This is a genomic window from Acidobacteriota bacterium (assembly GCA_038040445.1).
GTDB lineage: Bacteria > Acidobacteriota > Blastocatellia > UBA7656 > UBA7656 > Onstottus_A > Onstottus_A frigus.
Window position 1 is genome coordinate 1 of record JBBPIG010000059.1, and the last position, 14,391, is coordinate 14,391.

A 14,391-nucleotide genomic window follows, 5' to 3' on the forward strand; every position below is an offset into this window, starting at 1 on the left:
TTCAGGGTTCGGGGTTTCTGGTTTCTAGTTTCTGGTTTCTGGTTTCTGGTTTCAACTTCTGGTTTCGGGTGTCCAGTCTCGTAACCAAAAACCAGAAACCAGAAACTAGAAACCAGAAACCCCGAACCCTGAACCCTGAACCCCGAACCCCGAACCCGGAAACCTGAACCCTTTGCTAGGTTCACATTCAGCGGCTACAATCGTGATCTGAATTGAGTCCTACAGGAGTTCTTCAGTGTTCAATATCAGTCGAAGGCGATCAGTTGCGACCAACATAAACGGCGTCAAGGTCGGAGCGGACAACCCTATCGTAGTCCAGTCGATGACTAACACCGACACCGTGGACGTCGAGGCTACTGCATTACAGTGCGAGCAACTTGCGCGAGCCGGTTCTGAGCTTGTGCGCATCACCGTCAACACTCGGCAGGCTGCGGCAGCGGTTCCGCATATCGTCGAACGGCTGGGCGAGCGCGGCGTAGACGTTCCCATCATCGGAGATTTTCACTATAACGGCCACATATTGCTCAAAGAGTATCCTGAGTGCGCGAGAGCGCTGGCTAAGTACCGCATCAATCCCGGGAACGTCGGGCCCGGCCAACATCACGACAAGAACTTTCAGTCTATGATCGAAGTCGCGGTCGCCAACAACAAACCCGTGCGCATAGGCGTCAACTGGGGCTCGCTCGACCAGGGGTTGCTCACCCGGTTGATGGATCAAAATGCCGCGCTGCCTGAACCGAAAGACGCGCGTGAGGTCATGCACGAAGCCGTAGTCGTCAGCGCATTGGAATCCGCCGCGCTCGCCGAGAAATGTGGGCTATCGCACGACCAAATCATCTTGAGCGCTAAGGTCTCCGAGGTCCAGGACCTGATCGAGATCTATCGCAATCTGGCGGCGAGATGTGATTACCCCTTGCACCTCGGACTGACCGAAGCTGGCATGGGCAGCAAGGGCATTGTAGCTTCTACGGCGGCGCTGGCCGTGCTGCTGCAGACCGGCATCGGCGATACTATCCGCGTTTCGCTCACGCCTCGGCCGAACGGCGATCGAACTGAAGAAGTCATTGTCGCGCAGCAGATTCTTCAGACGATGGGCTTGCGGAGTTTTATGCCGCTGGTGACTGCTTGCCCCGGCTGCGGGAGAACGACGAGCACGTTGTTTCAGGAAATGGCCGAAGACATTCAGACCTACCTTCGCGAGCAGATGCCTTCGTGGAAAGAGAAATATGTAGGCGTTGAAGAATTGAAGGTCGCGGTTATGGGATGCGTAGTGAACGGTCCCGGCGAATCGAAGCACGCAAACATCGGAATCTCGCTGCCGGGCACGGGCGAAGATCCGCGCGCGCCGGTGTACGTCGACGGCGCCAACTTCGTGACGCTTCAAGGGCCGATGATTGTGCCGGACTTCATTCGGATACTTGATGAGTACATCGACGCTCATTACGCGAGCAGAGAAGAAGAGTCAGTCGCTCAGTTTCAGGTTTAGGATAGATGTACCCCTGGGAGCGCAGGCATCCCTGCCTGCTCTTTCCGCTAACCGCTTTCTCTTTCTCGCGCAACGCCTACGGGACGGCAGTCCCTTTACTGGCCGGATTTCATCTCATCGTAGACTGTTCCAACATTTCCCGGGAAGCGCTGCTCGTAGGCGGTGTACTTCGAATACTGTTCGAGCTTCACTTCTTTGAGAGCTTGTTCGCGGGTCAGGCCTTGATCGATTGCCTTCTTAACCGCGGCCCGCAGTTCCAGCAGATACTGTTTGAATGCTTTCAAGTCCGCAACGTTGGTGACTTCACCGTGACCGGGAATGATTTGAGAAGTGGGATCGACTCGAGCGATGACAGCGTCGATCGTTTCGGTCCACTCGGCGGTTGAAGCCCCGTGCGCCCGGTCGATGACCGGAATAACTTTGTTGAAGAACAGGTCTCCCATATGAACAACTTTGCTTTGCGGGAAGTAGACTATCGAATCGCCGTCGGTGTGGCCCCGCTTCAAATGGAAGACCTGCACCTCGCGGCCGCCCAGATACATACGCATCTCGCGGTCGAAGGTGATGTTGGGGGCCGGTATGTCCGAGAGCTTCATTGCGCGCGCGCTCTCGAGATTCTTCTTAGCGGTGTCGAGTTGTGTGCGCAGCGCGGCCAGGTCCTTCGACTGAGGATCGTCTTTCTCCAGCTTGTCTATCCGCGACTGTAGCCCCTCGATCTGGCGCGGCGCATTGGCAATCGTCTCCTGCGGCGCGGCGAGCATGTGCTTGCGCACGTTATCGTGAGCGACGATCGTCGTCATCTTGATAAAAAACGCGTTGCCGCCCGTATGATCGCCGTGGTGATGTGTGTTGATCAGAAAGCGGATCGGTTTCGCCGTTACGGATTTGATTTGCTCGGCGATGCCGGGGGCAAGATCCGCAAATTGATCGTCGATGACAACTACGCCTTCATCGGTCACAGCGAAGCCGATGTTGCCTCCGCGTCCGTACAGCGCGTAAGTGTCGTCGGCGAGCTTCTTGAGGGTGAACGGTCCTTTGTCCTGCGGGGCCGCCGGATCGTGGGCGAAGCTGCGCCCGCAGATCAGGAGCACAGTTGCAATAAGAGCTAAGGGGGCGAGTTTCCTCACGGTGTCCACCTCGATGTTTATCGTTAGCGAATAGAAGCAGCTTGGAAAAGGCGCGGCTCAGGTCGGGCCGCGCCCCTAAGAAAGTCCTGGTCCTGAATCAGCGGCGCACGCGAGGCGCGTTTACGGCTTCTTCTCAGGCGGTGTTGCATGAGGGTCTTTGTGGTCGTGTGCCGCCAGGTACGGCACCTTGGTGTCAGCGGTCACTCGTGCTTTTCCATAGCGGGCTTCGAAGGTGAAGACGTCGGCTCCGTTCTCAGGCCTCAGGTCGAAGCTCAAAAAGTTCACCACGGGTCCGTCTTCGGCGAACTTCATTGGTATGGATATCTCTTTACCACCGCTTGCCAGAATCAGCTTGAAGTTGTCATTTGCGTCAAAGTTTATTCCCATTGTGTAGGAGCCTTTCGGAACCTGCACGCCGGCGATCACCACTTCAAAATCGGTATCGAGCTTGCCGATGGCTTTCCAGAGCCGGTTGAATACGACTAGCGATCTCTCCGCCTTTCTACCATTAAAATTAGTCTCGTTGAAGTGAAGCGATTTGTAGCTCAGCGTGAGCTTGCCCGCCCCTTCGAGCGTAAGCGTGTGTGAGAAATCCTTTGCGACGGTTCGCGGATCGTGCGCCAAAGCGATTGCCGTAAGCAGAATAATCAGCGCGGACGAAAACAGAACTTTCTTCATGTTTAGTCTCCTTCTTTTAACTTTCCACTGTGCTTCGAGGCGTTGACGGAGCGAGGATTATATCTGCTGACCACAAGATGTGACAACGCGGACCAACGGCATCAACTCCGGCGGTGGGAATAAACGTTTACACTTCAGGTTGGGAAGGGGCGGTCTGAGAAGCAGGTCTAGCCACCGATCACGCATGCGTCAGGGGCCGCCTGACCTTTCCACTCCTTCACGAATCCGACTAGCTGCTTTTCAATCTCAGCGTTGCTTTGACGGTTGATTAGCATCCATTTCAACTGGACAAGGATTTCGCTTATGAGCGCAGGGTCCTGAGTGGCGAATACCAGGCGCGTGCCTACTTCCATTTTCATCGCAGGTACGTCGATCGTTTCGAAGCGGGACGGGAACTCGGCTTTGCGCGCTTCCCTGTCCCAGGGTGGCGACAGGATCTGCATGCGCCAGTGCTTTGAGTCCTCGCCGCGTACGATGCCCGATGCGTGATAGGAATCGGTGATTTTTCCTTTCACCCACATGCAATCAGCGCAGTAGGTGTGTTGCACGATGGTGACGACGTAGTCGGGTTCTGTTGCCCCTATCATCCTTGGTTGTCCATCCTTGTTATCCCGGGTAAATTGCGATTCGTCGGAGGGGCCGCCGCCGTATGCCGGTTTATAAGACAGCAGGTGAATACAGTCAACAGTTTCTTTCTGACGATTGCCGTACGTAGCCAAGCTGCTCAGGTCAAACAGTTGACGCGCGTTGATAGCCTAACCTACTATTGATTCTTGCCGACGGACACGGATATCGAGGCATAGCTTAACGCTTGGCTGTCTGCCTGATAGTTGGCCCACGAGAAGAGGAATAAACCATGGGAAGCCTGGGAATGCCAGAGATTATAACGATACTGGTGATCGCGCTGATCATCTTCGGTCCGCGTAAGCTACCCGAGCTCGGAAAGACCCTGGGCAAGAGCCTTGCACAGTTCCGGAAGGCAAGCGAGGACTTCAAGCGCCAATGGGAAGATGAAGTGGAGATCGAGCGCCATCGGATCGAGGCGCCGCGCCCGGAGGCTGTTGAACACGCGGGTTATTCCGAGCCTGCTTCAACTGACGTCCAAGAGATACAAACAAGTGAAGGCGAGGAGCCAAACACAAGCGCACCAGAAGAGCCCTCGCTTGTCCCAACTGCCGCCGAGATGCCGGTGACCGCTCACCACGAAGAGGCTGCCGCGAAGGAAACCAAGCACGATTGGATGTAGCATAGACTTGAGTCTGTGTTTGCGTTAGCTCGGGAGCGAAATCGCAGGGCACAGACTAAAGTCTATGCTACTGCTCACTATGGCCACCTACACCGAAGCGTACGATGAACCGTTGAGCGAAGAAGGAACGATGTCGTTCCTGGACCACCTCGACGAGCTCCGCAAACGGTTAATTCGCAGCGCGCTCTTCATTGCAATCGCGTTCGTCGTTTGCTGGGTTTTCTCCGACAAGATTTACAACTTTCTACAAGTGCCCGTTCGGGCGGCGATGCTCGAGGCAAAGCGTCAGTATGCCCCGGAGCTTGCCGGGACTGCGCTCGCGCTTTCAGACTTGCCGGACGGCACTGAGGTAATCTTCCCTTTGCCAACCGAAGCCAAGCTTGGCGATGTCCTGATCGGTGCGGGAAACACGGTGCCGGCCAGAGTAAAGCGTGAGCCCGATGGGACCACACAACTGGTTACCAGCAGTTATTGGTTGATAGATGACCGGACGGTTGTTGAGAAGGAGACGGTCATCCCGCGGGCGCTCTATCAATCGTCCAACGCGATGATGGGCCGCGACAATCAGCTTGTGGTGGCGACCGTGCAAGGCGCGTTCAACCTGTACATCAAAGTAGCGTTCTACGCGGCTGTCTTTTTCGCTGTGCCCTTTCTGCTGGTGCAGATTTGGGGATTCGTGGCGCCGGGTCTTTATCCACACGAGAAAGGTTACGCGGCGCCGATAATCATCATGGCTTCGTTGTTCTTCCTGTTGGGGTGCGCATTCGCTTATTACGTTGCTTTTCCACGCGCGGCGAATTTTCTGCTCGGTGTTGCCGCGGGTGGAAATCTCAGACCGCTGGTGACAGCGGACGAGTATTTTGACCTGATCATAGTGATCATGCTTGGGCTCGGGGTGGTGTTCGAGATCCCGACTATTACATTTTTCGGGTCGCGCCTGGGGCTGGTGTCGCCCGGTCTGCTTTTGAGGGTTTGGCGTTACGCAACAGTAGTCATCCTGATCCTCGCGGCGGTGCTGTCTCCGACCACGGACATTCCGAACCTGCTGGTGTTCGCCGCGCCGATGCTTATCCTGTATTTCGTGAGCGTCCTCATAGCCTGGGTCTTTCACCGGCGGCGCCAAACCGAGAAGGAATACCTGGCTTCGGAGCGCAAGAGAAAGGGAGATTAGCATTCATAGTTTGGCATAGTGTGACACAGTCTGGGCGCGGATGTGCCCGGATGTGCAAATGATAGGGAAGCGCTCAGCGTTGGTCGCGTGAACTTGACCTCACGGAGCACGCTACGTAGACTTGAGCTTCAGTTGAACTTAAGCGCTCACCCTTATGCGCCTTGGTGGGAACCTGTTTGTAAGCAAAAGGAGTACTGGTTATGAAGCGGGATGTCAGTCTCTTCGAAAGAATCGTCGGCGTCCTGATGATGCTGATATTGTGGGCCGGAATAATCCCCAGCGCGCTCGCTCAGGATAAGAAGCAGGCGGCTAAGGACCGCAATGAACAGAAGCGAAAGGACGAGCTGAAAAGCGTCTATAAAAGATGGCTCGACGAAGATGTCCAGTACATAATAACCGACGAGGAGCGAAAGGCGTTCAAGGCGCTCAAGACCGACGAGGAGCGCGATCAGTTCATCGAGCAGTTCTGGCTACGCCGCGATCCCGATCCCGACACTCCTGAGAACGAATACAAGGAACAGTACTTTGAGCGCATTCAGTACGCTAATGAAAAGTTTTCATCAGGCATCGCAGGCTGGCGCACTGACCGCGGCCGCATTTACATAATGTTCGGCAAGCCCGATGGGCTGGAGTCTCACCCGTCGGGAGGCTCGTACAACCGGCCTTCCTGGGAGGGTGGCGGTTCGACTTCAACGTTTCCGTTCGAGACGTGGTGGTATCGCTACATCGAAGGCATCGGCTCGGACATCGAGATTGAGTTCGTCGATCCTTCAGGCTCGGGCGAGTACCGAATCGCGCAAAGCCCCAACGAAAAAGACGCCCTGTTTCATGTGCCGGGGGCGGGACTCACGCTGGCCGAGAGTCTTGGAATGTCAAACAAGACCGACCGCATTACCGGGATGAGCTCGTCTGGCGGCAGCGGAATGTTTGGCGGCGGAAGAGCGAAGGACCAGCCCTTCGAGAAGCTGCAACTGCTGGCTGATCTGCAGCGCGCGCCCGCAATCAAGTTTCCTGATCTCCGGGTCACGGCTGATCTTCCCGAGATTGCTTCCGACATCCTGCCGTTCAGCGTTCGCACAGACTTCTTCCGGATAGGCAGCGAATCAGTCGCAATTTCGTTCACGATGCAGTTCGACCATGCCGACCTCGCCTTCAAGAATCAGGGTGGGATCTACTCAGGTCAGGTCAATATCTTCGCAAGGCTGACAGGGCTTTCCGGCCGGCGCGCCGGGAACTTTGAAGACGTCGTGCAAACTGCGAGGTACAGCGATGAGCAGTTGCCGGCAGCTCAAACTCAGCGTTCGGTCTACCAGAAGAATGTGGTGCTACCGCCGGGCCGCTACAAGCTAGACGTGGTCGCTCGCGACACGGTCAGCGGGAAGACGGGCATCCTGCACCACTCGTTCGAGGTGCCGCGATATCAAGAGAAGCAGTTCGCCACCAGTACGTTGATCCTGGCCGCGTCGATCGACAAGTTGGACAACCGATCGATCGCCTCGGGACAGTTCGTGCTCGGCGGCTACAAAGTCAAGCCTATGGTCAGCGGTATCTATAAGCCCGGTCAGAATCTGGCGTTGTTCCTTCAGGTCTATGACGCTGACATGGATCAGGCGACGCTGCAGCCGGCTATCAGAGTCGAGTACACTGTCTCGAAGGGCGGACAGGAGCTGTTTCGCGTCGTCGAAGACGGAAAGACCCAGATGGGCATCATTGATATGAAGGGCCAGCAATTGGTCATTGCGCGAGCGATCCCGCTTCAAGACAAGCTGGCGGAACCGGGCACCTACACCGTAACCGCCAGGATCACTGATCTGGTCTCCCAAAAGGTCCTGACACCGCAAGCTGTTTACACAGTCGTCAGTAAATAGTCGCTCGTTTTACAAGTGGTGACATCAAAGCCGGGCTCTCGCCGTGAAGTCCGGCTTTTTTGCGTAGTAGCATGGACTTTAAAGGTTCGGGGTTTCGGGTTCGGGTTTCGGGTACAGGGCTTCGCGTTATGAGTTCACGCCCTGACCTCGCAACCCGGAGCTACGAACCCGGAACCGGGTTGTGCACACCGACTAAAGTCCTATATATGCTACGCCGCTCTCTGAATCATCTTTTCGTTTCGAAGACCGATTGCTATCATCTTTTGTCGAATCGAAGAGAATCGGCTGAAAGCATTATGAATTTTTCAATCAATCCATTTACCGAAGACCTGGCGGTCGATCTGGGAACGGTGCACACGTTTATATATGGGCGTGGTCGTGGGATGGTGGTTAACGAGCCGTCGCTGGTCGCCATCGACAAAGTCTCCGGCGAGGTTATAGCCGTGGGAAACGAGGCGCTGGAGATGCTGGGACGCTCACCCGAAGACGTCGAGGTGGTTTATCCGATGCAGGATGGAGTGGTCGCCGATTCGGAGCTGACCCAGACGATGCTCAAGAAGTTCATCCGCAAAGCGCGCGGCGGCCGCGCACGGTTCTCGCGCCGGATAATTCAGAGCGTGCCGGCCGGCATAACTTCGGTTGAGCGCTTCGCCATTCGTGACGTTGTTAAGGGAATCGGAGCAACCCGCGTCTACCTGGTCGAAGAAGGGCTGGCGGCCGCGATCGGCGCGAAGCTGCCAGCGGCGGAAATGCAAGCGTCGATGGTTGTCGACATCGGCGGCGCCACCACCTCGATCGCAGTCGTCGCGAATGCCGGAATCGTCGAATCGGAGACGCTTCGAACAGGCGGGCTCGATATGGACCGCGCTATTACCGACTATATCAAGCATGAGCGTCGAGTGCTGATTGGCGAACGCACCGCCGAACGGTTGAAGATCGTTCTAGGCTCGGCAATCGATCCGATCGAAGATCACAAGAGCAACGTCAAAGGTCAAAATGTCACCGAAGGCGGGCCTGAAATGATCGAGGTTTCATCGTTCGAGGTGCACCACGCCATCGAACCGATCGTCAAGCAAATCGTCGAGAAGGTTCGAGAGGTTCTCGAACGCATACCGCCAGAGGTCGCAGGCGACATACACGACACGGGACTCGTGCTCACGGGCGGCATAGCATTGCTGGCGGGAATGGACGCTCGCCTGAGCCAGGCGACGAAGCTTCACGTAGCGGTTGCCGAAAGCCCGCGGCAGTCCGTGGGCCGAGGCCTGGTTGCGTTGTATGACCAGCCGCTGCTGCTTCGACGCGTCTCTCGAAATATCGACCTCGCGTGATTCTAGTTTGGATCGACTTGATCCTGGCTTCAAACTAACCGCACATAAGAATGCCTCTCTGATGTGCTAGTAGCCTGAAACATGCGCCTCACTAGTCAAGGAGGGGTATCCGCGCAAATCCGCCGAATCAGTGTCATCCGTGGTCTATGAGTTCGTAAGAATCGCATTGCCAGTGCCGCATAGACCACGGATGACACTGATTTGACGGATTCGCACTGATTTCGAACCATTTGATCGCTAGCGAAACGGCTGTAACAAGCCTGACGCTATCCCGACGTATTCAAGCTCCAGGTTCGACGGAGCTTGCATCAAGCTGAACATCCGCGCAAACATGTGACAGGCTTGGAATGATTGGTCGCCCATTGAGATGAATCGTCTTGGCAACCGAATGGAAGGAGACATAGACATGTCCAGAGAACGCAGACCGCTCACGGATGTGAGCGCGAAGACAGGCAGCGCCCATCCGATGAGCAAGGCGTCCGAGCTGGCAGCGCTTCTGGAGGCTCATCGCGGCGAACGTCACGCAATCGTGATGCAGGACTACCCCGATCCGGACGCAATCTCAGCCGCATGGGCGCATAAGCTGATTGCCGCAAGGTTCGGTATTGACTGTGACATTATCTACGAAGGTCGAATAAGCCATCAGGAAAACCTCGCACTGGTACAACTGACCGAGTTGGAGATGGTCAGGTACATCGAGGGTTACAACCTCGAACAGTACCACGGCACGGTGTTCGTCGATAATCAGGGTACAACTGCGGCGCTCACCGACCGCTTCACCGCCGCGAGAGTGAAGCCGGTCGTGATCGTCGACCATCACGAGAAGCAGGACCGGATTGAGGCGGAATTCACCGACATACGGCAGATCGGCGCCACCGCTACGATCTACACCGAATACATGCGCGAAGGTCTGCTCGAGCTGAAGAAGAGCGAACCCAGCCACGTGAAGCTGGCAACCGCGCTCATGCACGGCATTCGCAGCGAAACCTCGGGGCTGATCCGCGCGCGCGCGGAAGAGCTGGAGGCGGCGAGCTTCCTCAGCCGCTTCGCGGACTCGTCGCTGCTCGAAGACATCCTCTCGGTTAAGCGCTCGAAGCAAGTGATGGACGTGATTCGCCTGGCGCTCGAGAATCGCGAGATCCGCGACAGCTACTCGATATCAGGCGTGGGCTTCCTCAGGAGCGAAGATCGAGACTCGATCCCGCAAGCCGCCGACTTCCTGCTCACCGAAGAGAACGTACACACCGCCATCGTTTATGGAATCATCCTCAAGGGCGATCGCGAGATGGTAGTTGGCTCGATGAGAACAAACAAAGTGACTCTGAATCCGGACGAGTTTCTCAAAGAAGCTTTAGGTACGACCGAGGCGGGACGTTACTACGGCGGCGGCCGGCGGGGCGCGGGCGGGTTCGAAATCCCGATTGGATTTTTGGCTGCAATCAAAGACGACGAGCTCGTACGCATGAAGTGGCGGCTCCACAACGAGCTGATCAAGAGGAAGCTGCTTGAGAAGATCGGGGTTGCGACGCCGCCGATCAGAAATGAAGCGCCGCGCACTGAGACGGGCGCGCTGCCTACGGGCGGACTTCGCGCGGAAGAACCTTAGATTCGCAGGATCGCTGGTAGTGCCCCCATTCAATCAGGACACTACCGGATCGCAGATTCGTAAAAAGAATCGTTGCGAGTTTGAAGACAGTCGTGCGTCTCTAGTAACCCACGATATGCGGTTACCTATTGCGGCGATTACGATAGTGCCTTCGGTTCCTGTGCCGCTGGACGACGTAGCCGCCACCAGCTCCCACTCCCGCTCCTATCGCGGCACCCTTCTTTCCGCCAATTAACCCGCCTGCCACTGCACCGGCGACTCCGCCGATAACCGCGCCCTTCGTCTTGCTGTGGTGATGGCGGTACGGACGGCGGTGCGCGAAGCTATCCGAGACCGCGGTGAATACTAGAAAAACTGCAATCAACAGCATTGCAATCATGTTCTTCTTTCTAACAGTCTGTATCATTATCATCCTCCGAACGTATACTGATGCGACGACGGCGCCGTCCTTCCTTAAGAAAAAGCACCGCTGCCGGAGATAGATCAATCCGCGTTCCACAAGCGTCGAGTCGAGCGGCAAGAACCACAGAGTTTCAACGAGACAGTCAACCGTTGCAATGCTGACTCTTCGCTTGTAGCATAGAGCCATTCATCGGAGAAACGAATGTCGAAGCGCATGAATCGCCGTCAGTTCATTCAGGAAATCGGCTTAAGCGCTGCTGCGTTGGCGCTCGCACCTGGCATAGCTCGCGCCAAGCGGCGCGGCGGCATCAAGCTGATGGGAGCACCCAAGAGCGTCGTCGTGCTTGGCGGCGGACTGGCGGGGCTTGCGGCTGGTTTCGAGTTGAAGCGCGCGGGACACAGCGTCACCATTCTTGAAGCTCGCAAATTCCCGGGCGGCCGTGTGCAGACTATTCGAGACTTCGACGGCGGGCAGTACGCCGAAGCAGGCGCGCTAAGCTTTCCCGAGTCGCATGAGTTCACCTACGGCTACGCGACAGATTTCGGCCTGCCCTTGCGCCCTGCGACCTCGTTCGGGCTCGACTCGATAGCCAACATTCGCGGCAATCGTTTCCGCGTCAACTCGACAGGTCCGACCGTCATCCCGTTTCAGCTCACTTCAAGAGAGCGGGCAGCAGGTGTGTATGGGATCATTTCGCTCTACCTCGGCAGCTATATGAGCGAAGTCGGCAATCCGCGAAAACCCAACTGGCCGCCCGACGCTTTAAGATCGATTGACCCCGTTTCTCTGAAACATTTGCTTTCAGATTTGGGCGCCTCGGATGGAGCGATCGACATCATCGAGGCTTCGCAGCTTGGGTTATTGGGGTTTGGCCTCGATTCATTTTCTGCGATGGATGGCGTAGTCACGGAAGCGATCGCCTCCGCTCCGCCCTTCTATGAGATAGTCGACGGCAACGATCAACTGGCGTCGGTGCTCAAGCGCAGAGTCAAAAAGCAATTCAGAAAAGCCTCCGTGGTTACGCGCATAGAGCAAAATGAAAACGGCGTCACCGTGACTTACACCAACGGCGACGGCATTCAAACGATCGCGGCCGACCGCGTCATCTGCACGCTTCCCTTCCCTATCCTGAAGGACATTGAAGTGTCGCCGCCCTTCTCCGACGATAAACGACGCGCTATCGAGGAGCTGAAGCTCACGCCGGTCACCCGCACTTTCTTGCAGTTCCGCAACCGGGTGTGGGAGCAAGCGGGCCTCAGCGGTTATGGCCTGAGCGATCTCCCGATTCAGAACACTTTCTCGCCGACGCTCACTCAAGAAGGGAGGCGCGGGATACTGACTTCGTACACGGGCGGACAGCGCGCGCTAGATCTGGGCGCGATGAGCGAGAGCGATCGCCAGAGCTTCGTGCTTCGTCAGATGGGCAATATGTTTAACGGGCTCGACAGTCAGTACGAAGGCGGCACGAGTCATATCTGGCACGAGGACAAGTGGGCGCGCGGCGCGTTCGCTTATTTTGAGCCGGGACAGATGACGACGTTGCTTCCGATAGCTCAACGTCCCGAGGGCCGGATACACTTCGCCGGCGAGCACACATCGGCATGGCACGGCTGGATGAACGGAGCGTTAGAGTCGGGAAATCGCGCGGCGGAGGAAGTCAACGATGCTGAGAGCGCTGCGTTTCTTGCGGTTCGAGTTATTGGTAGTTAGCAGCCGCTCAGCTTCAGCCCACGCGATTACTCACCTTTGCGGGCTTGCCCTGGGCCTCCATTAACCGAGCAAACTTTACCCAGGACAGAAGAGTTGCTGTCATACTAACTCCCTGGTTATCTGATTGGCTCAGCCCTTGCCATCAGATTCTAACGGTACTCACTCATAGAGGCTACTATTTTCCTGACGCAAGCAGCGTGTACGCTGTGGTCCCAAACTCCGATCTATTGATTCAAACAACGCTCCGCACAAACCATCGGCGCGCTGGAAGTCCCATCCGGATTCGTTATCACTATCGCACCTGGCAACCCGTCGCAGAATTTGCCCTTCACAACCATCTGCGTGAAACCGCCATCCACCGGATCAAAGCCTTTGAACTTCAGCTTCTTCGGTTTTACACCGCCCACAGTCACTCTTGATCCGTCACGAAACCCTTTTCCGAAGATCGATAGACTGAATGTACCCGCGGCGTCGCGATCGACTCGGCACCCGCCGATAACCGTCGAAGACGAGTCTGGGCTTTCACCTGGGTCACCCGCGCCGTTCGACTTGCACTTGAACGTAACCGCGATGCCTTGCTCATTACCCAACGGACAACCTGGGTGCGCGCCCGCAGGCAGCGACGTCAAGTTGCGGCTCGTTCCGTTTGGTCCGCTCGCGAAAATCAAAAACGTCTTCCCCGCACTCGAGGGTCCAAGCTGAAAGAACGCATCAACCAGGTTGGAAGTTAGTATGTGAATCGAGCTCGCTTGAATCACATTGTCAGGATTGGCGGCTTCGACGGCGAAAACCGAAGTGACGTTGGGCTTTCCGTCCGCAAGCAGGAAACACGAGCCCGGTATCAGCAGGTTCTGTCCAATCGCGCAGTCTCCTTCAGAGGGCGTGGCTGAGATCACCACCGGCGCTCTGAGTCCGAGATCGATCGAGCAGGTGAGCGTCTGAGTGAAAGGTCCGAAAACATTGTCGTCGCCCGCCCCCACTGTCCGGGTCAACGTGATGGTCGTCTTACCACCACAACAAGCGAGAGGAAACGCCGTGCCCGGTGTCGTCGCTAAAGCCGGAATCGTAGCCTGAACCAGGAGTCGATTGATCGAAGTGATGTTCTTCAGTGCGATAGACAAATCCGGCACGCCATCGCCATTGCTGTCGCAGCCCAGGGTGATAGAAGTTGGCATGAACCCGCATCCGACAAAATCCAGCGTCACATCGCACAGCGCGTTGATGATGCCGACGGTCGATTGCTCCTCTACCGCGGGTTGATTCGGCGCCACGACCACAGGCCCGTCCGAGAGGATTATCGGACAACCGGTCTGCACGCTGGCCGGCGCCGAGATTGAAACTAAACTCCGGCCCGGATCAGAGGAAACTCTCGCGGAGGGCGTGCCTGCGCGCGCGACCGGCGTGATCGCGGCGGAGGCCATGGCTACCGAGAAGCTCAACATCAATACCGCTTTTCTCATTCTGATAATCTCTCGTTCCGAAACCAGCGTTCAGACTTCAAGTTCTCAAATTCGATTGCCCTTGAGGATTCCGGGGCGAGTGCGTTGACGACGCGAACAGATTATATCCGAATGCGCGCGGCGCGCCAGAGTTCCGCGGTCATTATGTTGCCGTGTACTTGTTCGCCTCTCAGACGGTATGCTATAAGCTCTGACTTGCACGCTATTGACACATAGACAATGAGACTCTTAGCCCAAGCATCCTGGGAGCGCAGGCATCCCGGCCTGCCTCTTATAGAGCAACGCCAAGCAGGAAGGGATGCCGGCGC

12 protein-coding genes are annotated in these 14,391 nt (G+C 56.5%); 7 read left to right on the forward strand and 5 right to left on the reverse strand.

The genetic code is table 11. The annotated features are described in order from the left end of the window. Positions 1–235: 235 nt before the first annotated feature. Entirely contained in the window at positions 236–1,486 is a 1,251-nt protein-coding gene (ispG, locus tag AABO57_28635; GenBank protein ID MEK6289702.1) for a flavodoxin-dependent (E)-4-hydroxy-3-methylbut-2-enyl-diphosphate synthase, read from the forward strand. Positions 1,487–1,581: 95 nt separating this feature from the next. Here ispG and AABO57_28640 read toward each other — a convergent pair whose 3' ends face one another. From AABO57_28640 to AABO57_28650, 3 genes are all read right to left on the reverse strand, one after another. After that, positions 1,582–2,613 carry an MBL fold metallo-hydrolase gene (locus tag AABO57_28640; protein MEK6289703.1) on the reverse strand — a complete coding sequence of 344 codons (1,032 nt, stop codon included), beginning with the start codon at positions 2,611–2,613 and terminating at the stop codon, positions 1,582–1,584. A gap of 120 nt (positions 2,614–2,733) precedes the next feature. After that, a complete protein-coding gene (locus AABO57_28645) occupies positions 2,734–3,291 on the reverse strand; it encodes a hypothetical protein (protein MEK6289704.1) in 558 nt (185 codons plus the stop codon). A gap of 167 nt (positions 3,292–3,458) precedes the next feature. Next, positions 3,459–3,878 (reverse strand): hypothetical protein, encoded by a 420-nt coding sequence (locus AABO57_28650; GenBank protein ID MEK6289705.1) that lies wholly within the window; start codon positions 3,876–3,878, stop codon positions 3,459–3,461. A gap of 269 nt (positions 3,879–4,147) precedes the next feature. Between AABO57_28650 and AABO57_28655 the strand changes: the two genes are divergently transcribed. From AABO57_28655 to AABO57_28675, 5 genes are all read left to right on the forward strand, one after another. Further along, complete coding sequence (locus AABO57_28655) at positions 4,148–4,537, forward strand: twin-arginine translocase TatA/TatE family subunit (protein MEK6289706.1); 390 nt, start codon at positions 4,148–4,150, stop codon at positions 4,535–4,537. A gap of 64 nt (positions 4,538–4,601) precedes the next feature. Continuing rightward, positions 4,602–5,708 (forward strand): twin-arginine translocase subunit TatC, encoded by a 1,107-nt coding sequence (gene tatC, locus AABO57_28660; GenBank protein ID MEK6289707.1) that lies wholly within the window; start codon positions 4,602–4,604, stop codon positions 5,706–5,708. Between the two features lie 200 nt (positions 5,709–5,908). Beyond that, a complete protein-coding gene (locus tag AABO57_28665; protein MEK6289708.1) occupies positions 5,909–7,576 on the forward strand; it encodes a GWxTD domain-containing protein in 1,668 nt (555 codons plus the stop codon). 296 nt (positions 7,577–7,872) lie between these two features. After that, a complete protein-coding gene (locus tag AABO57_28670) occupies positions 7,873–8,904 on the forward strand; it encodes a rod shape-determining protein (protein ID MEK6289709.1) in 1,032 nt (343 codons plus the stop codon). A 406-nt stretch (positions 8,905–9,310) separates the two neighbouring features. After that, on the forward strand, positions 9,311–10,510 hold the full coding sequence (locus AABO57_28675) for a bifunctional oligoribonuclease/PAP phosphatase NrnA (GenBank protein ID MEK6289710.1): 1,200 nt from the start codon (positions 9,311–9,313) through the stop codon (positions 10,508–10,510). A 121-nt stretch (positions 10,511–10,631) separates the two neighbouring features. Here the strand turns inward: AABO57_28675 and AABO57_28680 are convergent, their stop codons facing one another. Continuing rightward, on the reverse strand, positions 10,632–10,916 hold the full coding sequence (locus tag AABO57_28680) for a YMGG-like glycine zipper-containing protein (protein ID MEK6289711.1): 285 nt from the start codon (positions 10,914–10,916) through the stop codon (positions 10,632–10,634). A 198-nt stretch (positions 10,917–11,114) separates the two neighbouring features. Between AABO57_28680 and AABO57_28685 the strand changes: the two genes are divergently transcribed. Further along, complete coding sequence (locus AABO57_28685) at positions 11,115–12,623, forward strand: FAD-dependent oxidoreductase (GenBank protein ID MEK6289712.1); 1,509 nt, start codon at positions 11,115–11,117, stop codon at positions 12,621–12,623. 224 nt (positions 12,624–12,847) lie between these two features. Here the strand turns inward: AABO57_28685 and AABO57_28690 are convergent, their stop codons facing one another. Then, positions 12,848–14,083 (reverse strand): hypothetical protein, encoded by a 1,236-nt coding sequence (locus AABO57_28690; protein MEK6289713.1) that lies wholly within the window; start codon positions 14,081–14,083, stop codon positions 12,848–12,850. Between the last annotated feature and the right edge of the window lie 308 nt (positions 14,084–14,391).